This window comes from Petrotoga sp. 9PW.55.5.1 (assembly GCF_003265365.1).
Taxonomy (GTDB): domain Bacteria; phylum Thermotogota; class Thermotogae; order Petrotogales; family Petrotogaceae; genus Petrotoga.
The window spans coordinates 34,340-60,481 of record NZ_AUPM01000038.1; the positions used below are offsets into that span (position 1 = coordinate 34,340).

Sequence of the window (26,142 nt, forward strand, 5' to 3'; positions counted from 1 at the left end):
TCAACCCCTCCTCTTTTGAATAGCTTTTATAACTTTTTTACTTGTTTTAAAACTTTTTACCAAATCAATATTTGAAGGGCATATATATGAACATGAACCACATTCTATACAATCCATAATTCCATTTTCCTCTGCAATATTGTTTTTTCTACTATCAACAAGTTTCTTAAGATAGTAAGGTTGAAGACCTATTGGACAACTTTTTACACAAGATGCGCATCGAATACATGGATATTCTGTTTTCGTTTGAATTTCACCTTTACTTAAAACTGTTAGTGCATTATTTCCTTTGAAAGTTGGAAGATCTATATTTGGAAGAGGAATACCCATCATTGGGCCACCATACAAAATTCTGTCAATGTTTTCCTCTTCTATGATACCAACTTGATCTAATATATCTGAAACCTTAGTCCCGATACGAAACCAGAAATTACCAGGGTTTCTAACCCCCTCCCCACTTATTGTTATACCTCTTTCTACTAAAGGTTTACCATTTACAACTGCATCAAAAATCGCGTATGTTGTAGAAACATTGAAAACAATACATCCTACATCTATAGGTAAGCCACCTGAAGGAACTTCTTTTTTAGTAATTGCATTAATCAATTGTTTTTCTGCTCCTTGAGGGTATTTTGTTTTCAAAGGAATTACTTCTATATTTTCTTTTTTTGTTGCATTTGATAAAATTTTAATAGCTTCAGCTTTGTTATCTTCTATACCAATAAAGGTACGTTGGGGTTTGACTACATGCTGAATAATTCTTATACCTTTTATTATCTCTTCAGTTTTTTCTCTCATTAGTGAATCATCTACTGTTATGTAAGGTTCACATTCGGCTCCATTTATTATGAGATGCTCTACTTTTTTCCCTTCGGGAATAATCAATTTTACATGGGATGGAAACATTGCTCCCCCCAACCCTACAATTCCTGCATCTTTTACTATTTCGATAATTTTTTCTGGAGCAAACTTTTCAAAATCCTCATCATGTTCCAACAACTGCCAATCATCTTCGGAAGTTCTTTTTATTACTATTGTGTTATCTTTTCTACCTGTTGCTGCATTAACAAAAGATTCAATTCCTATAACCTCTCCCGTAACAGAAGAATGAAGATTTGCAGATATAGCACCGTTTGCTTCAGCTATCAACTGACCTGTTTTTAATTTATCCCCCTCTTTTACTAATGGCTTAGCGGGTGCTCCCAAATGATTTGTGAGATATAGGTAGACAACGTCTGGTAAATTCAATTTTTGAAATTTCTTATTTATAGTTCGAGTTTTTTTCTGTGGTGGGTGTACCCCACCTTTAAAAGTAGCACTTGGCACAAACAAACCTCCCTTTCATTATTATTTATTATTATTTTGAAAGCTCGCTTTTTATTATAACACTTACTTCTGAATATTTATTAAATGTATTTTCAGATTTAATTTTTTTATTACATTATTGTATCTTAATTGTTTTTTCATGCTTATTTAATATTATATAGTTATAATATTTAACAGATAAATAACTGTATGTTTTAAAAAATTTTTTTAATACCTAACCTTTCTTAGCCATTTCATTATTAACTGGTTTCTTCCATTTTTTCAACTTCAAAACAGAAGGTGAGATATAAATGCCTAAAAAAGAAATAAGTAAACATTTTGAATCGAAGAGCGAAGAAATTTCGCCAAATATAATAAGTATTGTTAAAAAAAACCGTTTAGATATTAACAAAGAAATAGTATCAAAAATCAAAAAAAAGGCTTTAAAAAATATGAATACTATCTCTTTTGAAGAGATAGATGAATCCATCCCCGATTTTATGAATGATAATTTTACTCTGGAATTCCTAATATTTTTTTACAAAGAATTAAAAAATGCCGATATTAACGTAATTAATGATTCACAAGAAGAATTAGATATGGAATCGGATAATAATGAAAATGATGATGGTTCTGAGGATTTCAAAGGCTCAGAAGAATTTAATGAAATATTTAGTGATTTTTCTGAAGTCGAAGTTGAAATGTGTGACAATATTTCAATGCAAGATCCAATTAAAATTTACTTAAAAGAAATAAGTAAAAGTAAATTGCTTACTCCTTCTAGGGAAAGAAAATTGGCAAGAAGAGCTCAAATGGGTGAGATGAAAGCAAGAGAAGAACTAATCAAAGCAAATTTGAGACTGGTTATTAGCATCGCAAAACGCTATGTGGGTCATGGTTTAAGCTTTTTGGATTTGATTCAAGAAGGAAATATAGGTTTAATGAAAGCCGTAACCAAATTCGATTGGAAAAAAGGTTATAAATTTTCTACTTATTCTTATTGGTGGATTAGACAAGCTATTACCAGAGCTATCGCTGATCAAGGAAGAACTGTAAGAATACCCGTACATTTGGTAGAAACAATAAATAAGATGAATAGAGTTGTAAACAAGTATGTTCAAGAAAAAGGTGAAGTTCCTGACCTTGAAGAATTGGCTGAATTGATGGATAAACCGGTTGACAAAATGAAAGAAGTTTTGATAAATGCCAAAAATATATTTTCATTAAATGCGCCTATCTCAAATGATGGCGATTCAGAAGGAGAATCGGAGGTTCTGGATTTTATTGATTCGGATATACCTACCCCTGACGAGGAAGGAAGAAAGATGATTATTAGACAAAGAATGGAAAAAATCATAGATACACTTTCTCCAAAAGAAGCCCTTATTTTAAAAATGAGATATGGATTCATAGATGGAAAACAAAAAACTTTAGAAGAAGTTGGAGAATTTTTCAACGTTACTAGAGAAAGGATTAGGCAAATAGAATCAAAGTCTATTAGAAAATTAAAGCATCCCGCAAGAAAAAAGATGATAGAAAATATTATGCAAGACTTTTAAAAAGAGAGAATCAATAATACACATTGACAATTTTACCGGTTACTGATATAATAAACTAAGAAAAATTAAAAATAATATTGATGGCCCCATAGGATAACGGCTAGTCCATTGGATTCTCAGTCCAAGAGTCAGGGTTCGATTCCCTGTGGGGCTGCCAAAAAATTAAAAACCCCCTTTAATTAATTGGGGGTAATTTTATTTATAGAGTATCAAAATTCACTAATGTCCCATATTCAATTACATAGTTGTAAATATTGAAAGAATGCTCTAACGCTTTTTTCAGTGTATGATCTTTCATAATATCTGATATAAAAGTTGCCTCATAGGCTGATATTGCTTCCTCAAAATATTTTTTCTCTTTAGATTTGACTTCTTGAATTCTGCCTTCATAAGAAATAACATCTTTTGTTATTAGAATCTTTATTCCAGTAAATCTTTTAATTTGAGCTTTTATTTCATTATCAATTTTATCTGAAATAAAAAATAAATAGTCGCTAACTATTTCTTCATCTTTTATTAAGTTTAAATCCCTGATATCAAGAAAGGTTCTTCTGTTCTTTTTATTAATGAAACTTAATAACTGGCTATTCCAAGAGGCAAAGCTAATAAAAACATTGCTAACATTATACAAAAACTCATTTAAGAACTCTGGTTCTATTTTAATCCCTTTATTTCGGTAATCTTTGTATTCTTTGTCTTCAGAAACATTCCTGACTTTTCTAGTATTTCCATTAGGTTTATCAAGCCAAGTTATTGGGATTTGTTTTACATTAAAAGTTTTAATTATGAAATCTATATATTCATCGTAACTTAAAAAATCAAAAAGAGAAGGTTTTAGGCCATAAAAATCATTAAGATAAATAGCAACTCGTCCCCCAGGACCACCTACTTCAGTTGTTATTTTACTTTTCTTTTCTCCATGTTTAATAATATGTTCAACTTCAATCCCACCTACTACCCCAATATCCGGAATTTTCTCCTTGTTAACTATAGAAAGGAATTGTTCCTGATATTGATAAAAAGTTTTCAAAAATATTCCTCCTAAGAATTAATTTTCTATATATTTTTTCCCATTTTTAGAAGGATAAATAATAACTTTTCTATAGGGCTCTAACCCTTCGGATACAGTATATAACTTGGGATAATTAAAGTTTATGTACTTATGTATTATCTTTCTTTCGAATGAAAACATCGGAGCTAGTTCCACGCAGGTTTTTGTTTTCAAGACCTTTTTAGCAGCTTGTTCAGCTATTATTTCTAAATTCCTTTTTCTATTTTTCCTATATTCGCCTACATCTAATTTTACTTCGCATTTTGTATCCGTCATTCGATTCACATAAATCATGATTAGATGTTGTAATGCTCCAAGGACCCTCCCTTGCTTACCGATTACTTTTCCTAAATTTTCTCCCTCTAATGAAACTTTCAATATTTTATTACTGTAATTCACATATATTTCAATTTCCTCTTCAAAATAAGAAAGTATATTTTTTAAGAACTCTTTTACTTTGTTTATTAAATATTTTTCATTTGGATAAGCTTCTATAACTAAAGGCCTTTTACCTAAACCAAATAAAAAACCTTTATTTGGTTCTTGAATAATTTTGTAGGATATCTCATCAACGTCAGAAGCCTTAAAAGAAATTTTGGCTTTTTCCAATACAGTTTCCAAATTTTCGCCTTCAAATTTAGTCTCGTTTTCCAATTTTAACACTAACCAGTTCACCTCCTAACAGGTTTAGGACCTAAACCAAATAATTCTCTAACAGTTATACCTTTAACATTATAGATTTTATTGTAAACGAAAGTCAAAACTGTTTGAATAATAGAGTTCATAGCATAGTAGATAAAAACTCCAGAGGGTAAACTTATCAAAATAAAAGGAAATACTACAGACATTATAACTGAGGTCCAAGCGCTTCTTGAATCTTGAGACATTAACATCGCATTAATAAGGGATGCTACTATAGCAACTAATAGTAAAATAAAGTTGGCTTGAAACCCTCCTTGAGAAAGATCTGACCAAAAAAGAAATTGGGGATTATAAGCATAACTACCTTCAAAATAATAAATAACTTGCCACAAAATAATCATTATAGGTAAAGGTAACAAGGAAGTTAAACATCCTCCGGCTGGATTAACACCTTTTTCTTTATATAATTTCATCATTTCTTCTTGTTGCTTTTGAGGATTTTTATACTTCTTTTTTAGTTTATCTATTTCCGGCTGTAATTGCTTCATTTCAATCATCGACTTTTTCTGTTTACCATAAATCGGAAACAAAATAGCATTTACAATAAGTGTGAAAAGTATTATTGCCCACCCAAAGTTTCCACTTACATTGAACAACCACCAAAAAAAGAATACGAACCAATAAAAAATGTTTGAAAAAGGTCCGAACTTGCCTAAATCCTTCATCATATCAATTATATTTGAATAAACAACTCCTTCTTCGATACCTGAAAATGTTTCTCTAATAAATATTTTTTTAGTAGGACCCAAATATGTAACAACTTTTTGATTATACCCTTTTAATTCAAACATATATTCGTTCTGCGAATATTCTATCTGATGTGGGGTATATATAGCCAAAGTAGTATCAAGATTTTCTCCTGTAGCAATTGATTTATCAATGTAAGAAACAAATTCATTACTGTTATACCTTATTCCTGAAGGAAAAGAAATAGTAGGGAGTACAACATAGCCATTTAAATTATTGAATTCAACATCAAAGTGATAATTTGGATCATTATAAAATCTATACGTCTTATTACCTCCACCAGGAAAATAATATACAACTTCAACGTAACGTTGTTCATTATCAATTCTTATATCATAACTATTTGGCACTATTTCTTCTAAATTTTGTTTATCCAAAATATCAAAACTATCTCCAATATATTCATAAATTAAGTTATATTTTTTTACTCTACTATCAAAAAGCTCAAAATTTAATATATGGCCTTTTTGATCTAATGTTAATCTATAAAGCTTCATCTCAATACGTATTTCTTCTTTCAAAGTACTTTCAGTGACGAAAATATCTGGGATCGTAAACGCAGTAATACTGAATAAAAACAAAAACAATAACATATATAATCTTTTTTTCAAGTCATACACTCCTTCTCTCTTTTAATTCTTTATTTTATATTTTCTAACAAAAAAATAAAATCTATCGGGTACAGGATCATACCCACCTTTTCGGAATGGATTACACCTAAGGAAGCGCCTTAAACCTAAATACAACCCTCTAAAAACACCAAATTTTTCTACAGCTTCGTAGGTGTATGCAGAGCATGTAGGAAGATATATACATTTTGGAGGAGTCGCAGGAGAAATACGCTTTCTATAAAAACTTATCATTTTTAAAACTAATTTCTTCATTTTTCAAATTCCTCACCATTTCTAGAAGGATGCTTTCAAATTTTCTATAAGATATTCTTTTAAATTCTTTTGACAAAAATTTTCTGGGAATAAAAATATAATCAAAACCATTTTGAAAAGATTCTTTGTTTTTTCTATAGATTTCTCTCATATACCTTTTAAATTTATTTCTTACTACTGCATTACCAAATTTTTTGGGAACAATTATTCCAATCCTATTATATTGTAACCCGTTTTGAAAATATATAATTACCAAGTAATTATTTAATAAACGCCCGCCCTTTTCAAAAACATTGCTAAAATTGCCTTTAAGCCTTAATCGTTCTTTTTTCTTAAAGGTTTGGTTTTTCATCAAACTACTAAACGTTTCCTTCCTTTTTGTCTTCTTCTTCTTAAAACATTTCTCCCACCTGGAGTTTTCTTTCTTGCTAAAAACCCATGTGTCCTTTTTCTTTTTATCCTTGATGGTTGATATGTTCTTTTCATCTTTTCACCTCCGATGTATAATTTTTATTTTTATAATATTTATTTTTTTATTCATTTGAGAAAGATTACCAATTAAAGTTGTCGGATATATTATAATGATTTAATGTTTTAATGTCAAGAAATAGACGTAACATTTTTTTAGAAAGAATATATTTGAAAATCTAGAAAAATATGATAAAATTTAAATACCTATCAAGGGTATATTAATTGTTTTTTATCTGTACATGTGAGGTGAAAATTACTTATGAACTCATTAATAATTACAACTTCTGTGGGTTATTTAACAGCTTTTACAGGCGGTTTGATTTCTTTTTTTAGTCCGTGTGTACTACCTTTGATACCTGTCTTTTTTGGCATAGTAATACCTAATATTTCTAACCCATGGATAGTTTTAAAACGTGGTTTTGGTTTCTTTTTAGGCCTTTCAACTTTTTTTTCGATTTTAGGAGTGGTTTCTGGAAGTATAGGAATATTATTTTCAAAATATCAAAATATAATAAATATTTTTGCGGGACTTCTAATAATAATATTTGGTTTGATGATTTTAATGAATAAAAAAATAATCTCAGCAAAAAAAATAGATCTTAATAAATACAACAAAAGTAACTCTTTCATCTCTGCATTTTTCATTGGTATTTTAATCTCTATTGTATGGATACCATGTGCTAGCCCTGTTTTGGCTTCTATTCTAGCTCTTGCTTCTACATCAGGTAACGCATTCAGAGGTTCTACGCTTCTTTTTGTATACTCTTTAGGAATTTCCATACCTTTTTTATTTTTTACTGGAATTGTCAGCAAAATTATATCAAAAGTAACCTTTGGTGAACCAAAGTGGCAGAAATCGTTAAGAATTTTTGGCGGTATTCTACTTATCTTAGTGGGTGGATTAGTTTCAACTGGTTTTTTTAATACTCTTGGATACTTATAAAAATATGAAAAATGGAGGTTTGTAAATATGAAAAAGCTAATGACTATATTGATCATATTAATAACAACGGTGATATTCTCAGTTCCTATTGAAAACTTTGTACTTAGAAATTTCAACGATGCATTTGAAGTCGCTAATCTTACAAATAAAAAGGTTGTAATAATGTTTTCCACCCCAACATGTCCTGCTTGTATTGAATTTAAAAGATCAACGCTTTTGGATGAAGAAATCCAAAAGTGGTTAAGAACAGAGTTTGTTTTTGCAGAGATTTATCCAACTAATGAAATTGCTATATTTCAAGGAGACGAATTTCGATATGGTGATCTTTTCTTTGTTTTAGGTGCGAGATATACACCAACTTTTGTTTTCTTTGAAGCTGATCAAACGCCCGTTGGTGCCATTACAGGAGCATATCCGCCGGAAATATTTTTGGATGTTTTAAAGTACGTAAATTATGATCTTAATAATGAAATTAGCTTAGATAAATTCATTCAAGAACAAATTGGGAAAAATATTGATATTCAACCAAAAACAATTTATTTAAGCCAAAATGAAATAGAAAGATTAGTTTATCTTGATCCTAATACAAAATTATACGATTCAAAAAAACAACTCGATCCTTTTACAAATATAGTTTTAATAGATCCATACAAAAACTCTTCAGACTTAGATGAGTTCTATATAAAGATCATTGAAGAAAATCTTTAATTGTATAACTCTAGTTCTTTAAGGAGTTCTTCTTTTTTCAAATCACCTTTAATATTTCCCCTTATCTGACTGCCTCCACCTTGGAGGCTTTTTTGTTTTTTCAATTTTTCTATAAAATCCTTGCAATTTATAACTTTTGAAAAAATAGTGATTGTTTTACTTTCCCCATCGTAAATACATAAGATATATTCCTCTAAATCAACGTATTTATACAAAAAATCTGCTGCTTCATTTTCTTTCTCACAATAAATTACTTTTTTGTTATTTATTAAGATTGCATCTTTTTTTAATTCATTAGCTAAATAAAACGCTGCATACTCAGATATTTTTCTTATTTTATTTCTACTCTCTTTGTTTTCTTCAATAATATTTTCTATCTTTTTTTCCAATTCGTCTATTCCAGATGTTAGTTTTTGAGAAATTTTTTGGAATATCCTGTCTTTTTTTGAATAATCATTCAACGCTCTAGTTCCTGCAACAAAATACACTCTTGTTAAATTTCCCTTTATTTTTTCAGAGTTTAATATTTTTATTAGATTTATGTTACCTGTATTTTTTACATGAAACCCTCCACATGCCGATGTATCGAAATCACCAATCTTTATTAACCTTACGTCTCCAGAAATCTTTTGACTTAAAGGTTTTCTTAATTTATAATTTTTGATATCTTCTATAGAAGTAATTATTTCTTCTACTTTTATACATCTTGCTATAATCTCGTTTGAAAGGGTTTCAGCTTTCTTAAAAATCTGTACGTCAATAAATTCTCTGTCTAAATCAATAGTTGAATATTCATTGTCCATTCTAAAAGACAAGGTCTTTATTGATGCAACTTCTTCAAATGCCGCTGATAAAATGTGCTGGGCGGTATGTTGCTTTGAAATATCTTCCCTTCTCTCTTCATTAATCTTGTAAGTGTAATTTCCAATTTCTAAGTATTTGTCTATAACCACTGAATCTTTTGTAACCTCTAGGATTCTTGCTTCATCTATTTTACCTCTGTCTCCTAACTGTCCACCTTTACCATCTGGGTAGAAAGGTGAATCTTCTAAATAAGCTATGTATCTTCCCTTTTCTTTATTTTCTTCGAAAATTTTTTTGATTTTAACAGTTCTGTTCAATCTAATTCCTCCATTTTTTTATTATTTTTTCCCTAAACAAAGATTTTATTATATAATTATACTAAATAAGAAATTTTGATAAAAGAGAGAGTGATCTTTTTTGAAAAAAATATATTGGATTCTTATTATTATCTTCACGACTACAAGTCTATTTTCCAATTTAATAGTAAATAATTATGAACACACAGAGATTATAGATTTTTTTGTAAATCCATATAACGGGGAAATTGCAACAATCGTAGAGAATTATTATGTAAAAACTTATGATCCTGTTGAAAAATCTATTAATAAATACTACAAGACATCCTCTTTGCCAACACATGTAATTTGGATAATGGATAATAAATACACTTTGATTGCAGAAGAAAGTGGAATAATAGAGGTTTTTAACAATGACTCTTCACTATTAAACTTTCTGATAAGTGTTAGTAATGAATCAATAACACATATTTCAACTTTTGAAGACAAAGTCGCCTTTACATCATTAGACAAAACTGCTTATGTATACAATATTACAAAAAGAAGGCTAGAATACCATAGAAAGTTCTCAACAAACCTTGTATCCATCAAATTTTATAATAGCAACTCAATATTAATAGGCGATCATCAAGGAAATATACATTTAATAGATTATACAAATGGAAATGAAATTAATACAAAAAAGATAGATAATTATTCAATCTTAGAGATGGAAATAGTAGAAGACAAAATATTAATTTTTACTATGAATGGGAATGTATATCTATTAAATTATCAACTAGAAACAATCAATTCAATAAACATTGGGCAAAGAATTATAGAGGTTTCTTTTTCTCCAAACAAAGATAAATTCGCAGTTTTAACTCTAAATAATACTTTGTTCTTTTACGATTCCTTTACTCTACAAAATACATCTCAATTTAATTCCACTTTGTTAAATCCTAAAAGTTTCGATTGGAATTACATCACCCCAGAATACATATATATAAATAATGGTTCTGATATATACTCTTTTAATATAACTACCAGAAATTTAGAAAAAGTTTTAGAATTAAAAAAATCTGACGTTGTCAAATTAATTAAACAAGATAAACTAATCTACTATTTATCTACAAACAACGAAATCGGCATTCTAAATACTGACTCGGGAAAAATAGTTAAAAATCTTAGTTTTAATGAAGAAATAAATGATTTTATAATTACCAAAAATCAAGATATAATCATTTGTAATAACCTTGGATACGTTTCTATATATGATATAGAAGGCAATTTAAAAAAAAGTAAGAAGATAAGTGATTCAAGACTAACAACATTGGAGATTTCCCCCGAAGAAAATTTTTTAGTCGTTGGTGGATGGGGCAATAAAATTTATGTTATTAATATCGATGATTTAAGCATCTATAAAACGGTTGAGAACCTTCACAATAACTGGATAAAAGATATCTCCATCAACTCTACAGGAAATCGAGTTGCAGTTAGTGCGTTAGATAAAAGAATAAGTGTATCAATGTTTCCTGGCTTTCACCTACCAACATTTATAGAAGATTTTTTGTATATAATATGGTCAATAGATTGGGCAAATAACTCTAACTTTCTTGCTTTTGGTGGCTTTGATGGAACTTTACATATTTGGGATGCTAGATTTGAAAATTTATATAAAAAATTTGAAGTTGTGACGTCTCCTATAAATATTGTTAAATGGAGCCCTGATGATAATTACTTAGCTACTGGAACTACTGCTGGAATTGTTTATGTTTGGGATTTTAGAAGCGGGTCTTTGAAATCCATTATTAATGTTTCTAATTCAGAAATCTTAGATTTATTTTGGAGTGATGATGGAAGATATTTGTTTGTTTTAAGCAGAGGAAATTTAATAAGCCTAATAGATTTGCAGCAAATCAATGTGATATTACAAACTCTTATCTTCGAGAAAGGATATTTTGTTTCATACAGAAAAAACGGAGAATACTCTACCAATATCCCTCCAGAGAAAGAAAGTAATTACTTTTATAAAAACAGACCTATAAGTCTTTTTGAATCTGTAAAATTTCAGAGAATAGATTCTATAAATATTAGAAGTTTAGAAGCCCCAATAATAGAAGCTCCTTCAGAGTTTTTAATAACTAGCAGAAATAATTTATTGCCCATCAACATATTTGATAGTGAATTTATAACTAAAGTCCGAATACTTGATCAAACTTTCACAATTAATAGTGATTCTTACTACTTATCTATGAGAGTAAACTTAGAAAAACTTAAGTCAGATGTTTTAGAAATAGAAGCCTTTGATAGTGATGGAAACAGATCACTAAAAACTGTCCATTTAAGATACGAAGATATTTACGTCCAAGTATTTACGAATCAAGCTGAAATTACAAACATCAATAACGAAGTAATAGCAATTGTAAACCGTGGAGATATTTTAAAATTAAAGGGAGTTTTAGGAGACAGTTACCGAGTTGAATACAAAGACAAAGAAGGTTTCATCAAAAAAGCTTATGTAACTTTAAATACAAATCCTTTTTAAACCAGTGTTTTAACACCCAATTAAAAAGCCTCTTTCTAAAAAAGAGGCTTTCTATATTTTCAATAAACCATTTAAGCTTTTGCTTTTTTTCTCTTTCGACTTACAAATCCAATAATTATTGGGCTGGCTATGTATAAAGAAGAATAAGTACCTATTATGACACCAATCGTCAGACCGAAAGCAAACGAAGCGATAGATCTTCCACCAAGGATAAACATCATAAAAACTACAATAAAAGTTGTTATGGAAGTGTTTAAAGATCTTATAATTACCTCGTTAATACTTTTGTTTGTTATTACTTCAATAGGGGTTCCTCTGCTTTTAGACCTGTTTTCCCTTATCCTATCATAGATAACTATAGTATCGTTCAAAGAATATCCTGCTAACGTTAAAAAAGCTGCTATAGCTGTTAAATTCATTTCTATGCCAAATAACGAATAAAAACCTAAAGTAATAATTACATCATGTGCTAAAGCAATGATGGCACCAACTCCATAAACGAATTGAAATCTAATGGTAATATAAGCTAATAAAACAACTAAAGCAATTATTACTGCATACCAAGCATAGGATCTTATTTCTCTAGCAGCATAACCTGAAACATCGTTAAACTGTTCTACTTTTAAATTAGAATCAGAAAAAACTTCTTCAAGACCACTTATAAACTTTTCTTTTTCTTCTAAAGATGGAAAAGAATCTCTCACTGTTATTATGTAGAAATATTTATCGCTTGAGCCTACACCAGGATTAGTTTCTATAATTCTAGCTGTAGCATAATTTGGGTCAATGATTTGCATTCCTTCTCTCAATTCCTCAATTGTGTATTCTTTATCAAAAGATAAAATAATTTCACTTCCACCAGAAAAATCTACTCCAAAGTTAAACCCTTTTACAAAAATAACGATTAACGAAAATATTATTAAAGCAAATGATATATAAAGAAATAATTTTCTCTTACCTACGAAATCTAGATTAGGCATCACTTAACTCCCCCTTTTTCCACAACAATACCTTTAACATATTTTTCAGGTTTTAAAAATCTTGAAGTACTTTCTAAAAGCAACCTACTAACAACTAAATTTGTAAACATGGCTCCTAAAACACCTATAATCAAAGTAACTGAAAATCCTCTGATACTTCCTGAGGTGAAAAAGAACAATACTAAACCAGCTAAGATAGTTGTCAAATTTGCATCAAAAATAGTTGAAAAAACTTTATTAAATCCAAACTTCACTGCCGTTAAAGGGGGCCTCCCAACTCGAAGTTCTTCCTTTATTCTTTCATATATAATAATGTTGCCATCTACCGTAGTACCAAAAGTTAGGATAATACCTGCAATACCAGGGAGAGTTAGTATTGCACCTGTCCAACTTAAAATACCCATCAACAATAATGAGTTATATAATAAAGCTATTACAGCAACAATTCCCATCCATTTATAAACTACTATCATGTAAATCATCACAATTAGTAACCCAATAATTCCAGCATTAATAATCGTTGTAACTATATCTCTTCCTAAGGTAGGGCCTAAAGTTCTTTCTTGGAATTTGATCAAATCAACGGGTAAATTACCGGATTTAATTAAAACTGCAATATTTTGTGCTTCTTGCAAATTTTCAATCCCACTAATTTCTGCTCTACCTTGTGAAATCTTTTCTCTTACAACAGGGGCTATTATAGCTTCGTTGTCTAAGATTATGGCTATTCTTTGATTTACAAGATTAGCTGTTGCAAGTTCAAACTTTCTTCTACCTTCGTTGTTAAAACTCAAATTAACAACGAATCCTGCTCCTTGAGGGTTGAGAGAAGCGACTGTATCGCTAACATCTAATCCGGTGATTTGAAAAGGATCATCACCAAATTCAAAAATATTCTTTACCCTATACCAAACATTAGGGTTATTACTATCCCTAACGTAACTGTACATTTCGATTTCTTCTCCGTCGATAGTTACTACTCTATTTCTTGTAATTTGAGGGACTGTTGAAGATTCAACCACCTCCAAAACTTCGGCAAAATACAATTTCCCCTTACTACCTATCAATTCCTCAGCTCTTTGTGTATCAGATATACCGGGTATCTCGACCCTAACCCTTCTTTCCCCACCAGAGTTAACTTCAGAAACTATAGCTTCTGTATAACCGGCACTATCCATTCTTCTTCTTAAAACTGTTATTACATTGTCAACAATTGTTCCCCCGTCTTGTCCTTCGGGTATATCTAAACTATACTCTAATAGGACTCCACCTTGTATATCCAATCCTAAATTAATATTCGGGAAAAACTTGAGTATGCTTATATCATTCTCATTATCAGAAAGAGGTAATATAATTCCTAAAAAAGCGAAAACTATAATTACTATTGTAAACAATGCCCTTATTCTTCGATTCCTCAACAACTTCGCCCCCTCTTTAAAACATGCTAAAAATATTTATTCTTCTGTTTTATCAGGTTTTTCAGCTGAAACTTCTTGTTCTCCTTCTGTATTACTTCTAGAAAGAACCGCTGCTACAGCATTTTTTGTTATATCAATTTCAGTTTTATCTGCTGTTGTAATTCTAATTCTCTCGTTAGTTATAGATATAATTTTTCCTATTATACCAGAAGAAGTAACTATTTTATCTCCTTTTTTCAATGCTGATAACATTTCCTTATGTTTCTTCTCTTGCCTTCTTTGAGGTAAAAATAACATCACCCACATTAATATTATTATAACCAAAAAGAAAAGTAAGCCTCCAAATCCACCGCCACCTGCAGGCGCAGCTTGAGCTTGCTCAACAACATTTGCCGAATCCGTTACTCCGGCAGGACCAAAGTTTATAAAATCAAATAACATAATACACCTCCAAAATTATTTTCTTAATATCATGCTTCTTTACCGTTAGATTTTACCATATTTTTTTGTTAGGGTCAATTATTTCAAAAACACCCTTTTGAAAATATCTAGAGTTTAAGTTACGTTTTCTAAAAATTGTGTTATTATATATGTAGATATTTATTGATATAAAAATATAAAAATGCTTTAGGGGGGTTTTTTATGGAAGAACCCGTTTATGCAAAAATCATCGATGGTGATATAATTTTTTATTTCACCAAAGGAAATACTCAAAAAGAACTATTTGAACACTTCAAAAAGGAACTAGTTAAGATGAAAAGCTTTTTTAACATAGGAGATAGTTTTTATGTTTATTTTGAAGACGGATCCCAGCATAACTTATTAAATAGCGTAATTAAATTCGCTAAAACTTTGGATTTAAACGTTGCAGGCGCTTATTTTGGTAAATTGCCTGAAGGAAAAGTGGGTAACAAAGAGTTAAATTTATCTAGTACCCAGATCTATAGAAAACATTTAAGATCAGGTCAAGTAGTACAAAATCCAGGGGACATAATTATTTTTGGCAATGTGAACCAAGGTGCCGAAGTTAATGCGGGCGGAAGTATTATAATATTCGGTAAGGTATATGGCACTCTTAGAGCAGGAATTACTTTAAAAAAGAATGTTTTTATTATAGCCTACGAGTTAAACTCCCCTTTAGTAGAAATTGCTGGTATTCCTTTCTTCAACCATGAGTGGCCTAAATCACCAGTATCTATTAGAATAGAGGAAAATAAAGCATTAGTCGAACCCGTTGAATTATAAAAAAATATACATAACACTGTAAGAGCAAAGGAGGCTACAAATGCGAACTTCTGAGTTAATCAAAAAATTGTCAAATTCTTTTGGCGTTTCTTCTCTTGAAAGTTATACTTTTCCTGTAATAGAAGAGGAACTAAAGAATATTGTACCAGATATTAAGCTAGAAAAAATTGGAATAGGTAATTTAATTGCTACATATGGAAGTGGTAAACCTAAAATTTCTTTTTTTGCCCATGTTGATGAAATTGGTATTGTCGTATCGAAAATTATTGATGAACATTTCGCTCGTCTAGCATCTGTTGGAGGAGTAGATCCTCGAACTTTAATTGGAAAGAGAGTGGTCTTCAAAACAGCAAACCAAGAAAAAATCGGTGTAGTTGGATTTTTGGCCCCACATCTTCAAAAAAAAGAAGACAGAGATAAATCACCATCGTTTGACGAACTTTTTATTGACTTCTCTATTTCTGGTGGCACAAAAGATTTAAATGTTGGCGATATGGGGGTTATAAAAACTGAAGCTATTGAACTTGAAAACAATAAGATAACCGGAAAATCTCTAGACAATAGGGTAGGATGCGCTGTTTTAATTAAATCATTAGAATACCTACAAAAATTACGTTTTGATGGTCAATTAATACTTTCATTCAACAAAGGAGAAGAAGTGGGACTTGTTGGAGCAAAAGGCAGTGCTGAGTATATTAATCCTGATTATGCCATAGTTACTGATGTAACCTTTGGAGAAAAACTTCCTGAAAATATAGAACCTATAAATTTAGGTGCTGGGCCAGCTATCGCTATCGGAACAACAGTTGATAGAACTATCTTTCAAGAACTTACTAAAATAGCGAAAGATAATAACATAAGTTATCAAGTAGAAACGATAACACGTAGAAGCGGAACAGAAGGGGATGTAGTTCAAATTGTAAATAGCGGGATAAAGACAGGTATTGTATCGGTCCCTATCTTAAATATGCATTCTCCAAATGAAGTTGTTGATGTAAAAGATATTGAAGAAACTTCAAAACTTTTATCTTTATTTGCTTTAAATGTTTCTGTAAAAGAGAAAGGGAGTAGTTCGAAATGAGAGAATATTTAAAAGAACTTACAGAAATTCCAGGAATAGCTTCCAGGGAAGAACAAGTTAGAGATTACATAAAAAATCAAATTGAAAATAAAGTAGATGAAATTTTTGAAGACAATATGGGAAATTTAACGGCATTTGTTCCAGGAAAAGACCCTTCAAAAAGATTAATGATAGATGCTCATATGGATGAAGTAGGTTTTATGATAACAAAAATAAACGATGATGGAACTTTTGGAATTTCTCCAGTAGGTGGAGTAGACCCAAGGGTAGTTAAAAGTCAACGGCTAAAAATAGAAGGGAAAATAACTGCTGTTGTTAATTCAATGCCCATTCATCTTGAAAAAGAAACTTCCAAAGTAGTAAATTATGATGTAATGAAAATCTACGCTGGCTTTTCAAATAAAGAAGAATCATCTGAAAAAGTTAATTTAGGAGATATGGTTACTTTCGACACTTCTTACCTTGAAAAAGATCATTATGCATTAGCAAAAGCCTTTGATGATAGAGTTGGTTGTTCCATTATGCTTGATTTAATTGATTTTTACCATAAAAATAATGAAACTCCCACTTATGATACATACTTCAATTTTGCAACTCAAGAAGAAACAGGCTTAAGAGGTACAGGAACGGCCGCTTCAAAGATCAAACCGGATTTTGCTATTGTACTAGAAGGAACTACTGCGGGAGATAACCCTGAAAACACTCCTGATAAATGGGCTACTCACATTGGAAATGGCCCTGTTCTAACCTTCATGCATAGCGGATTAGTTTTAAATAAAGAAATATTTGAAAAAATCGTAGATACTGCAAAGAATTTAGGAATAAAATATCAGTATAAAATGCGAACTGCTGGTGGAACAGATGCTGCAAGGCTTGCAAAAACTTTATACGGAATCCCCGCGGGCGTTATCTCAGTTCCATGTAGATATATCCATTCCCCTCAATCTATAATTGATTTAAACGACTATGAAAATACTTTCATCCTGGTAAGAGAATTAGTTTTTAAAACAGAATTTTAAAGGCAGGTGCATAAATTATGAAAGAGCTAATAAAAAAGATAACTGAATTATACGGACCAAGTGGAAGGGAAGAAAAGGTAAGAGATTTTATAAAAGAAGAGATTAAAGACCACGTAGATGAAATAAAAACTGATAAAATAGGAAACTTGATTGCTATAAAAAAAGGAAATTCTGGAAAAACTATATTATTTGATGCTCATATGGATGAAATAGGCGTTGTTGTTACACACATATTAGATAATGGTTTTTTGAAAGTAGAACAAGTTGGTGGGCAAGATGTTGTTAATTTAATTGGAAGTAGACTCAAATTGAACGATAGAATCGGAGTTGTTGGGGTTGAAGGAGAAAGTCAGAAAGAACTACAAGAAAATTATAAAAATTTATCTTTCGATAATATATATGTAGATATAGGTGTTTCATCAAAAGAGGAAGCGGAAAAAATAACTCCAATCGGTACTTTTGGAACTTTTTCCGATGGTTTTGTTGATTATGGGAATTACTGTTTATCAAAAGCCATGGATGACAGAATTGGTTGTGCTATTCTTATAGAAACCATAAAAACCATAAAAAATAATAAACATACAATTATTTTTGCCTTTACCGTCCAAGAAGAAGTTGGTATTGTTGGAGCTTTTGTTTCTTCATATGACTATGATGTTGACAGGGCTATAGCAGTAGATGTAACAGATTCTTTGGATACTCCAAAAGCTCTTAAAAGAATGAATATGGCCTTAGGTAAAGGACCTTGCATTAAAATAAAAGATAACCTATCAGTAAGTGACCGAGAAGTTGTAGAATGGATAAAAGACACTTCAATAAAAAATAATATTCCTTATCAACTAGAAGTGCTCACTTTTGGAGGAACAAATGCGGCAGGATATCAAAGAACAAAATCAGGTATCCCAAGCTGTACGATATCTATTCCAACAAGATATATTCACTCACCACACGAAATGATCGCATATAATGATGTAACCCACTCGGTTGAGTTGTTGTCAAAACTAACAGAAAGTGAATTTTAAATTTTCAATAAATCTATTTCGGGAGAGATTAAAACATGGTAAATGTAGCTTTGATAGCTCACGACAAAAAGAAGCTAGATTTAGCAATGTTCGCCAAAGAATGGAAAGATGTATTCAAAAATTGCAAATTATATGCCACAAATACCACTGGAAAAATCTTAAAAGAGAAAGTGGGATTAGAAATACAAACCTTTGAATCTGGACCGTTAGGAGGAGATTTGCAAATCGGTGCTTTGGCAGTATCCGGTAGAATTGATTTTGTTATTTTCCTTAGAGACCCCTTAACTGCTCAACCACACGAACCTGATGTATCTGCTGTTCTGAGAATATGTGATGTACATAATATACCTTTAGCAACTAATTTAGCAACTGCTGAAGCCATAGTCTTAGAGATTCAAAAAAAGCTTAACAATCAAAAGTGAAATTTTTCTAAAAAGATTGATTTTCTATATTAATAGGTAATATTATTTGCGGAAGTCTGGATTTCATAAGAACTTCATTTAAATATATTCTAAGATAGGGCCAAAGAATTTTATCTGCATAGTTTTCTAGATAGAATTTTTTGGCCCTAGAATTTTTTAACAATGATTCAAAATTTATATCAGTTTCAAAAATTTCTCTAAAAGTTATAGTGTAATATGCTACCCTAGTATTTTCTCTTTCCAGAAAGATTCTATAAGTTACTATTAAATTTAATTCTTTTTGAACTTGCTCATAAACATATCCTCTTTCTATAGAAATTTCATCAATTTTTTCCAATTGCTTTTTACTTGTTCTTTCAAAAAATTCACTCTCTAAAAAGATATTTTTAATTTTTAATTCTCTAAGAAGCTTTATCTTGTTGTTTTTTTCTTTCACAAAAAATCTACTCCTTATTTTATATTTATTATCAAATTATTCCTCTAATTTTAGGTGAAAAATCTCTTCGAAATTATCTTCATTATTAAAATTTGAATCTTTTTTTATTTTTTCATCATTTACTACCTCCAAATATAATTTTATCTTACCACCCAAAACTTCTGCAAGTCTCTGTAAGAACATAAAAGTGGGGTTATAATTACCTTTTTCAAATTTGGAGATAATAGCTTGAGTTGTACCCATCTTCTGTGCGAGACTTTTTTGGGTAATCCCTAATTGTAACCTTCTTTTCTTTATCTCGTACACGAAATCTAATAAAGAGCTCTTATCTATTTCTTCCCATTTATTTTCTTTCTCATTCAATTATCTCACCTCTCAATAAAAATATTTTAAAAGATTTTAATTTTTATATTTTTACTCAATTGTAACTTTTTTATATTTTAAAAAGATTAAAAGTATGTTATAATAATTATTACCAAACTAATTATATCCAATTAAATTTCTATTCAAAATATTTATTTATGAAGAAACAGTAAAGGAGTGAGATTGTGGAGCTTTTTGAATATATTTCGACTAATTCAAGTATTATTTGGAAAGAATTCCTGAATCATTTAAAGATTATTGGATTATCATTACCTTTTTCTATTGGTATAGGAGTTCCTACAGGAATCTTTATTTCCCGCCATCCTAAAGCTGCAAATATAGTAATATACATTGCAAGCATTTTAATGACCATACCTAGTTTAGCGCTTTTTGGAATCATGGTTGTTGTTCTTTCTCCTTTTGGTGCTGGATTGGGGGTAACTCCTGCAGTTATCGCTTTAATAATTTATTCTCTACTACCTATAATTAGAAACACATTAGTTGCTATTCAATCTCTTGATCCCGGAATGATTGAAGCCGCCAAAGGCATGGGCATGACAGAATCTCAGATTTTATTCAAAATCAGGTTACCATTATCTATAGCAACAATAATGTCCGGTGTAAGAAACGCTGTAGTCATGGGAGTAGGAGTAGCAACTTTAGGATACTTTGTTGCATCTGGAGGATTAGGATATTTTATATTCGCAGGTTTAAGCCGATCAAGATATCCAATGGTTATTACTGGGGTAATTTTAGTTTCAATTTTAGGTATTTTAGCTAATTATTTACTTCTAAAATTCGAAGATTTAATAACTCCTAAAGGATTAAAAATAAAAGATTAAAAACACTATAAAGAAATAGGAGGAACAATTTCAAATGGCTATACAATTAATAGATCTAACCAAAAAATATGGAGATTTCACAGCAGTTAACAATTTAAATATTGAATTTGAAGATCATAAATTAACGATTCTAATAGGACCTTCTGGATGTGGAAAAACCACAACATTAAAGATGATAAATAGATTAATTGAAAGAACCTCAGGGGATATTAAATTCGATGGAACTTCAATAGATGATATAAACCCAATTGAACTTAGAAGACGTATTGGTTATGTTATTCAAGAGATTGGATTATTCCCACATATGAATGTTTTTGACAATATAGCAGTTGTTCCGAGACTTTTAAAATGGACTGAAGATAAAATAAAAAAGAGGGTATATGAGTTAGTGGATTTAGTAAATTTGGAAGAATCTCAAACTTTAAAATATCCTGCTCAATTATCAGGTGGGCAACGGCAAAGAGTGGGTGTAGCAAGAGGTCTTGCAGCTGATCCAGATATTTTGTTAATGGATGAACCTTTTGGCGCTATCGATCCGATTAATAGAGAAACTTTACAAGATGCTTTTATAGAAATACAAGAAAAAATTAAAAAGACGATCATTTTTGTTACCCATGATATTAGAGAAGCATTAAAACTAGGAGATAAAATTGCAATTTTTAATGAAGGAAAACTCGTTCAATATGATGAGACACAACAAGTTGTTCAAAATCCAAAAAATGATTTCGTGAAAGATATTTTAGGTGAGGATAGCCAATTTAAATCCTTGGAATTCATGAAAGTAAAGGAAAGTTTATTCAAAGACATTCAAATATTCAAATTGAACGAAGATTTTGAAAAAATTAAAAGCAAATCAAAAAATTATTATCCTATCACCATATTTGTCAATCAAAATAATAAATTTATAGGCTTCGTTGAAACCAAAAAATTAAAACGCATACCCGATTTTTCCAGACTTCAAAAAGCATTTAAAAAAGATTTTGTCACAGAAAATTCTAGCTTATATGAAGCTTTGAATAAGATATTAAGTTCTTCTAGTACAAATATACCAGTAATCACAGATAAGCAAGAGGTCTTAGGAGTAATAAACTTAAAAGCTATATTCGAACAGATACCAAACAGTGAAGAAGTTTGAAAAGGAGGATAATATGGCTTTTTTTTCTTACGTAAGTCAGAATTTAGGATATATGGGAATAAAAGCTTTAGAACATTTATATTTATTCGCTATATCTTGGGCACTAGCTATTGTTGTTGGAATGTTAATAGGAATATACGTTACTCGCCCTGGTAGAGAAAGAGGAGGAAGAGTAGCTCTAATAATTACCGGTATGGCGCAAGCCGTACCAAGTATAGCTGTTATTGCTCTAGTTTTTATATTCATGGGAATAGGAGCTGCTCCAGCGATTTTCGCACTTTTTCTATATAGTATAGTCCCTATCACATTTAATACTGCTTCCGGGCTTTTCGGAATCGATAAAGATATGATTGAAGCAGCGAAAGGTATGGGCATGACCAACAGAATGATTTTATGGAGAGTTGAAATACCTAACGCAATACCAACTATTTTTTCAGGTATTAGAAACGCAGCTATTATAAACCTGGGAACAGCTACTATAGCATCAGCAATTGGTGCAGGAGGTTTAGGAGAACTTATCTTTATCGGACTAGGTACGTTCAAATATGAAATGATATTAGCCGGTGCGATACCTGTTTCAATAATGGCTGTCTTAATTGATCTCATTCTAGGAGTAGTTCAAAATAAAATGACATCGGAAGGTCTCAAATTACAAAGTGAATAAAGATATATTGGTTTACTTTCTTTCCAAAATCTTTTAATGGAGGTGTTAACATTGAAAAAATTGGTATTACTTCTTTTAATAGGTGTTGTTTCATTAACTAGTGTGTTTGGAGCTACTTTAACCGTTGGTGCAAAAAATTTCACTGAGCAATATGTTTTAGGTAATTTAGCATCATTACTTCTTGAAGAAAATGGTTTTCAAATTGTCGAAAGATTTGGACTAAGTTCTTTAGTTGCAAGACAAGCCTTGTTAACAGGACAAATTGATTTATACGCAGATTATACAGGTACAGCATGGGTTACTTATCTTGACCAAGAAGAATTGATAGCAGATCCCGATGAATTACTTCAAAAAGTAAGAGAATTAGATGCAGAAAATGAAATAGTTTGGCTTGATAGGATCAACGCTAATAATACCTATGCATTAGCTATACGAAGAGAAGATCATGAAAAGTATGGATTTGAAAATTTATCTGATTTAGTTGCTTATTGGAATGAACATCCTAAAGAATTTGTTGTAGGAGTTGGTTATGAATTTTACGAAAGACCAGATGGATTCTTTGCTTTTGCAGAACATTACGGTTTAAATATTCCAAATTCTCAAGTATCAACTATGGATGACGGTTTGACTTATGAAGCTCTTGCAAACAAAAAAATAGACATAGCAATGGTCTTTGCCACCGATCCAAAGATTTTAAGATATAATTTATACGTTCTTGAAGACGACTTGAACTTCTGGCCATACTATCATATTTCTTATGCTGTAAGGGAAGATGTATTAAATAAATACCCGGAAATTGAAGAAATATTGAGACCACTTACTTTATATCTTAATCAAGATGTACTTATAAGGTTAAACTATAGAGTGGATATCGAAGGATTAGAACCTAAAATAGTTGCAAGAGATTATTTGGAAGGTTTAGGACTAATAGATTAAGTTTAAAAATTAAAAAACCGGGACTATCCCGGTTTTTTATTTTCTTAAAGAATTCGCTAACTTTGATCCAGAAAATTGAATGATTTGAGTTAATAAGATTAAAATCGCAACATCATATAATAAAACATCCATTCTAAATCTTTGATAACCATAATTTATAGCCATTGCTCCAAGCCCCCCAGCTCCTACTGCACCGGCTATCGCTGTATAAGTAATCAAGTTAATAATCAATAAAGTTATATTAGAAATCATCTCAGGAGCAGTTTCAGGCAACAATACCTTCAAAACAAACTGCCTGTTTGTCATACCCATCGAAACTGAGGTATCCCACAATCCTTGTGAAAGATTATTAAAAGAGTTTTCAGCGAGTCTTGCCATAAAAGGTATTGCGGCAATACTTAAAGGAACAATAGCCGCAGTCGAACCAATTATCGTACCAGTCAACAATCTTGTCAATGGAATTATCAATATTATCAAAATTATAAAAGGTATGGATCTAAAAATATTTACAATCCAATCAAGTACAGAATATAACTTTCTAGAGGAACTATTGTTACTTTTAGATAGTAAATAAAGCGCTATTCCCAAAGGAATACCTAACAATATTGATATAAATCCTGAAACAAAAGTCATGTACAACGTTTCAAGTGTGGCTACTATAAGATCTTGGACCATTTATTTCAGCACCTCAACTTTATAAACTTTGGCAGAAAGTTCTTCTAGAAATTTCTCCATCTCATTTTCATCAGAAACAACTTCTAAAATTAAAGTTCCGTATGGGTTATCTTTTAAATGTTCTATTTTGCCATAAAGTACATTTAACGTAATATCATACTTTTTAGAAACTTCATGTAATATAGGTTCATGAGTTTTTTCGCCCCAGAAAACTACTTTTATCAACCTGTCGTGTTCACCTTTAACTACTTCTCTAACTTTTTTCCAATCAATATTTATTTCCTGATAAAATTCTTTATTTAATTCGTTTTCTTTTTCTATAAAAAATTCGTGAACTTTACCAAAGAAATCAACACTACCATTTTTTAAATAAACTACTTTATCACATATCTTCTTAATAACATCCATTTCATGTGTGACTATCAATATTGACTTTTTAGTACTCTTGTTAATCTCTAATATCAAATCAAGTATCTTTTGAGTGGTACTTGGATCAAGCGAAGAAGTAGGTTCATCGAATAAAATAATATCAGGATTACTGATTAATGCTCTAGCAATAGCTGTTCTTTGTTTTTCTCCACCAGAAAGTTGGGATGGATAAGCATCTTTTCTATGAGACAGATTAAGATCATTCAATATTTTATCTACAGATGATTTTATATCTACTTTAGCAATTTTTTCTATCTCTAGCGGTAAAGATACATTTTGAAAAACCGTTCTCGAACTTAACAAATTAAAATTTTGAAATACTATACTTATTTTCTTCCTTATTTTTCTTAATTCGTTACTCTCTAAATGAGTTATCTCCAAATCATCCAAATAAATTTCCCCGGAAGTGGGCGATTGGAGGAGGTTGAGTGTTCTTAAAAGAGATGTTTTACCTGCTCCAGAAAGCCCAATTATTCCTAAAATTTCTCCATCTTCTACGGTAAAGTTTATATTTTTTAAAACATGCAAGTTTTCGTCATATACAAGATTAAGATCTTTTATTCTTAACACTTATAATATTCTCCTTTTAAAAAATTAGAAAACAGGAACTACTGCTCCATTGTATTTTTCTAGGATAAAGTTTCTTACCTTTTCCGTAGTTAACACTTCAACAAGTGCCTTAACTAACTCATCATCAGCTCTATTTTCTTTAACCGCAATTATATTGGCATACGGAGATTCAGCTCCTTCATAGAAAACTGCATCTTTTAATGGATTTAAATCAGCTTCAATAGCATAATTTGTGTTAATAACTGCTCCTACAACGTTCTTGTCACTCTTATAAGTTCTTGGCAAATAAGGTGCTTCTAATTCCTTGAATTTTAAACCATAAGGATTTTCAAGAATATCTTTAATAGTTGCAACCAAAGGATCTTCTCTATCGTTTAATTTTATAATCCCGTTTTCTTGAAGTAATAACAAAGACCTTCCTTCGTTTGTTACATCGTTAGGTAGTATTATCAAATCACCTTTTTTTAAATCTTTTAGATCCTTTTTTAAATAGAAACCCATAGGTTCAACGTGTATCTTAGCAATAGAAACTAAATCATTTATACCCCTTTCTCTTGTAAAAGTTTCTAAATAAGGTTCGTGTTGAAAATAATTCGCATCAATTGAACCATCTTCCAAAGCCAAATTAGGTTGTACGTAATCTGTGAAGATAACTATATCCAATTTTACTCCCGTCTTTTCTTCAAAATCATCTTTAACAAACTCAAGGATTTCTGCATGTGGAACAGGTGTAGCTCCTACTTTAAAGCTTTTTCCCCCTCCAAATCCAAATGCAGCAAAACCAACTTGATTTAATAAAACTCCAAAAAAAACAAATAGAATCAATACCTTTACTACTCTTGTGTTTATTTTCATGTGTACTCCCTCCCTAGGTTTTAGTTTTTAGATAAATATTAAAAAACCTCTTC

At 30.5% G+C, this 26,142-nt stretch carries 29 protein-coding genes and 1 tRNA gene; 14 read left to right on the top strand and 16 right to left on the bottom strand.

Translation table 11 applies throughout. The features are described 5' to 3' along the window. Positions 1-1,326, bottom strand: a complete 1,326-nt coding sequence (gene rsxC, locus PW5551_RS05750; RefSeq protein ID WP_113074843.1) for an electron transport complex subunit RsxC — start codon at positions 1,324-1,326, stop codon at positions 1-3. 290 nt (positions 1,327-1,616) lie between these two features. On the opposite strand from rsxC, the gene PW5551_RS05755 reads away from it, so the two are divergent. Beyond that, complete coding sequence (locus tag PW5551_RS05755; RefSeq protein WP_113074844.1) at positions 1,617-2,864, top strand: RNA polymerase sigma factor RpoD/SigA; 1,248 nt, start codon at positions 1,617-1,619, stop codon at positions 2,862-2,864. 82 nt (positions 2,865-2,946) lie between these two features. Then, a tRNA-Glu gene (locus tag PW5551_RS05760) sits at positions 2,947-3,021 on the top strand. Positions 3,022-3,063: 42 nt separating this feature from the next. Here PW5551_RS05760 and PW5551_RS05765 read toward each other — a convergent pair. Genes PW5551_RS05765 through rpmH form a run of 6 tightly spaced genes read right to left on the bottom strand, consistent with a single transcriptional unit; the run spans position 3,064 to position 6,734 of the window. Next, complete coding sequence (locus PW5551_RS05765) at positions 3,064-3,894, bottom strand: hypothetical protein (RefSeq protein WP_113074845.1); 831 nt, start codon at positions 3,892-3,894, stop codon at positions 3,064-3,066. A gap of 18 nt (positions 3,895-3,912) precedes the next feature. Further along, a complete protein-coding gene (jag, locus tag PW5551_RS05770; protein ID WP_113074846.1) occupies positions 3,913-4,578 on the bottom strand; it encodes an RNA-binding cell elongation regulator Jag/EloR in 666 nt (221 codons plus the stop codon). 8 nt (positions 4,579-4,586) lie between these two features. Beyond that, entirely contained in the window at positions 4,587-5,975 is a 1,389-nt protein-coding gene (gene yidC / locus PW5551_RS05775) for a membrane protein insertase YidC (protein ID WP_113074847.1), read from the bottom strand. A 21-nt stretch (positions 5,976-5,996) separates the two neighbouring features. Beyond that, positions 5,997-6,248 (bottom strand): membrane protein insertion efficiency factor YidD, encoded by a 252-nt coding sequence (gene yidD, locus PW5551_RS05780; RefSeq protein ID WP_113074848.1) that lies wholly within the window; start codon positions 6,246-6,248, stop codon positions 5,997-5,999. After that, positions 6,211-6,600 carry a ribonuclease P protein component gene (rnpA, locus tag PW5551_RS05785; protein WP_113074849.1) on the bottom strand — a complete coding sequence of 130 codons (390 nt, stop codon included), beginning with the start codon at positions 6,598-6,600 and terminating at the stop codon, positions 6,211-6,213. Before rnpA ends, yidD begins: the two co-directional genes overlap by 38 nt. After that, on the bottom strand, positions 6,600-6,734 hold the full coding sequence (rpmH, locus tag PW5551_RS05790; RefSeq protein ID WP_113074850.1) for a 50S ribosomal protein L34: 135 nt from the start codon (positions 6,732-6,734) through the stop codon (positions 6,600-6,602). The genes rnpA and rpmH overlap by 1 nt, the downstream gene beginning before the upstream one ends. Before the next feature lie 244 nt (positions 6,735-6,978). Here rpmH and PW5551_RS05795 point away from each other — a divergent pair, with 244 nt between their 5' ends. Beyond that, complete coding sequence (locus PW5551_RS05795) at positions 6,979-7,662, top strand: cytochrome c biogenesis CcdA family protein (RefSeq protein ID WP_113074851.1); 684 nt, start codon at positions 6,979-6,981, stop codon at positions 7,660-7,662. A gap of 27 nt (positions 7,663-7,689) precedes the next feature. After that, on the top strand, positions 7,690-8,370 hold the full coding sequence (locus PW5551_RS05800) for a thioredoxin fold domain-containing protein (RefSeq protein ID WP_113074852.1): 681 nt from the start codon (positions 7,690-7,692) through the stop codon (positions 8,368-8,370). On the opposite strand, the gene PW5551_RS05805 is transcribed toward PW5551_RS05800, so the two are convergent. After that, on the bottom strand, positions 8,367-9,491 hold the full coding sequence (locus PW5551_RS05805; RefSeq protein ID WP_113074853.1) for an alanyl-tRNA editing protein: 1,125 nt from the start codon (positions 9,489-9,491) through the stop codon (positions 8,367-8,369). The two genes, PW5551_RS05800 and PW5551_RS05805, sit on opposite strands and share 4 nt — an antisense overlap. Positions 9,492-9,591: 100 nt before the next feature. Between PW5551_RS05805 and PW5551_RS05810 the strand changes: the two genes are divergently transcribed. Then, positions 9,592-11,997: a WD40 repeat domain-containing protein gene (locus PW5551_RS05810; RefSeq protein WP_113074854.1), complete on the top strand. Its 2,406-nt coding sequence runs from the start codon at positions 9,592-9,594 to the stop codon at positions 11,995-11,997. A gap of 71 nt (positions 11,998-12,068) precedes the next feature. Here PW5551_RS05810 and secF read toward each other — a convergent pair whose 3' ends face one another. The 3 genes from secF to yajC are packed head-to-tail and all read right to left on the bottom strand — an operon-like array spanning position 12,069 to position 14,836. Further along, on the bottom strand, positions 12,069-12,977 hold the full coding sequence (gene secF, locus PW5551_RS05815; RefSeq protein WP_113074855.1) for a protein translocase subunit SecF: 909 nt from the start codon (positions 12,975-12,977) through the stop codon (positions 12,069-12,071). Beyond that, a complete protein-coding gene (secD, locus tag PW5551_RS05820; RefSeq protein ID WP_113074856.1) occupies positions 12,977-14,395 on the bottom strand; it encodes a protein translocase subunit SecD in 1,419 nt (472 codons plus the stop codon). Before secD ends, secF begins: the two co-directional genes overlap by 1 nt. A 36-nt stretch (positions 14,396-14,431) precedes the next feature. Beyond that, on the bottom strand, positions 14,432-14,836 hold the full coding sequence (gene yajC / locus PW5551_RS05825; protein ID WP_113074857.1) for a preprotein translocase subunit YajC: 405 nt from the start codon (positions 14,834-14,836) through the stop codon (positions 14,432-14,434). A 201-nt stretch (positions 14,837-15,037) separates the two neighbouring features. Between yajC and minC the strand changes: the two genes are divergently transcribed. Genes minC through PW5551_RS05850 form a run of 5 tightly spaced genes read left to right on the top strand, consistent with a single transcriptional unit; the run spans position 15,038 to position 19,184 of the window. Beyond that, a complete protein-coding gene (gene minC, locus PW5551_RS05830; protein WP_113074858.1) occupies positions 15,038-15,640 on the top strand; it encodes a septum site-determining protein MinC in 603 nt (200 codons plus the stop codon). A 40-nt stretch (positions 15,641-15,680) separates the two neighbouring features. After that, a complete protein-coding gene (locus tag PW5551_RS05835; protein WP_113074859.1) occupies positions 15,681-16,721 on the top strand; it encodes a M20/M25/M40 family metallo-hydrolase in 1,041 nt (346 codons plus the stop codon). Then, on the top strand, positions 16,718-17,740 hold the full coding sequence (locus PW5551_RS05840) for a M42 family metallopeptidase (protein WP_113074860.1): 1,023 nt from the start codon (positions 16,718-16,720) through the stop codon (positions 17,738-17,740). The genes PW5551_RS05835 and PW5551_RS05840 overlap by 4 nt, the downstream gene beginning before the upstream one ends. A 17-nt stretch (positions 17,741-17,757) precedes the next feature. Then, positions 17,758-18,762: a M42 family metallopeptidase gene (locus PW5551_RS05845; protein WP_113074861.1), complete on the top strand. Its 1,005-nt coding sequence runs from the start codon at positions 17,758-17,760 to the stop codon at positions 18,760-18,762. Positions 18,763-18,797: 35 nt separating this feature from the next. Further along, on the top strand, positions 18,798-19,184 hold the full coding sequence (locus PW5551_RS05850) for a methylglyoxal synthase (RefSeq protein ID WP_113074862.1): 387 nt from the start codon (positions 18,798-18,800) through the stop codon (positions 19,182-19,184). 7 nt (positions 19,185-19,191) lie between these two features. Here the strand turns inward: PW5551_RS05850 and PW5551_RS05855 are convergent, their stop codons facing one another. Both PW5551_RS05855 and PW5551_RS05860 read right to left on the bottom strand, forming a co-directional pair. Then, positions 19,192-19,620: a hypothetical protein gene (locus PW5551_RS05855; protein ID WP_113074863.1), complete on the bottom strand. Its 429-nt coding sequence runs from the start codon at positions 19,618-19,620 to the stop codon at positions 19,192-19,194. Positions 19,621-19,656: 36 nt separating this feature from the next. Next, positions 19,657-19,983, bottom strand: coding sequence for a helix-turn-helix domain-containing protein (locus PW5551_RS05860; protein WP_113074864.1), 327 nt, complete (start codon positions 19,981-19,983; stop codon positions 19,657-19,659). A 185-nt stretch (positions 19,984-20,168) separates the two neighbouring features. Here PW5551_RS05860 and PW5551_RS05865 point away from each other — a divergent pair, with 185 nt between their 5' ends. Genes PW5551_RS05865 through PW5551_RS05880 form a run of 4 tightly spaced genes read left to right on the top strand, consistent with a single transcriptional unit; the run spans position 20,169 to position 23,560 of the window. Then, complete coding sequence (locus PW5551_RS05865) at positions 20,169-20,825, top strand: ABC transporter permease (protein ID WP_113074865.1); 657 nt, start codon at positions 20,169-20,171, stop codon at positions 20,823-20,825. 34 nt (positions 20,826-20,859) lie between these two features. Further along, positions 20,860-21,960: an ATP-binding cassette domain-containing protein gene (locus tag PW5551_RS05870; protein WP_113074866.1), complete on the top strand. Its 1,101-nt coding sequence runs from the start codon at positions 20,860-20,862 to the stop codon at positions 21,958-21,960. A gap of 13 nt (positions 21,961-21,973) precedes the next feature. After that, positions 21,974-22,624 (top strand): ABC transporter permease, encoded by a 651-nt coding sequence (locus PW5551_RS05875; protein ID WP_113074867.1) that lies wholly within the window; start codon positions 21,974-21,976, stop codon positions 22,622-22,624. Between the two features lie 42 nt (positions 22,625-22,666). After that, positions 22,667-23,560 (top strand): glycine betaine ABC transporter substrate-binding protein, encoded by an 894-nt coding sequence (locus PW5551_RS05880; protein WP_233488453.1) that lies wholly within the window; start codon positions 22,667-22,669, stop codon positions 23,558-23,560. A gap of 36 nt (positions 23,561-23,596) precedes the next feature. Here PW5551_RS05880 and PW5551_RS05885 read toward each other — a convergent pair whose 3' ends face one another. From PW5551_RS05885 to PW5551_RS05895, 3 genes are read right to left on the bottom strand one after another with little or no spacing between them, the layout of a single operon-like run. Beyond that, positions 23,597-24,235, bottom strand: coding sequence for a methionine ABC transporter permease (locus PW5551_RS05885; protein WP_113074869.1), 639 nt, complete (start codon positions 24,233-24,235; stop codon positions 23,597-23,599). Further along, on the bottom strand, positions 24,236-25,234 hold the full coding sequence (locus tag PW5551_RS05890) for a methionine ABC transporter ATP-binding protein (RefSeq protein WP_113074870.1): 999 nt from the start codon (positions 25,232-25,234) through the stop codon (positions 24,236-24,238). Between the two features lie 24 nt (positions 25,235-25,258). Continuing rightward, positions 25,259-26,089: a MetQ/NlpA family ABC transporter substrate-binding protein gene (locus PW5551_RS05895; RefSeq protein ID WP_113074871.1), complete on the bottom strand. Its 831-nt coding sequence runs from the start codon at positions 26,087-26,089 to the stop codon at positions 25,259-25,261. Positions 26,090-26,142 lie beyond the last annotated feature (53 nt).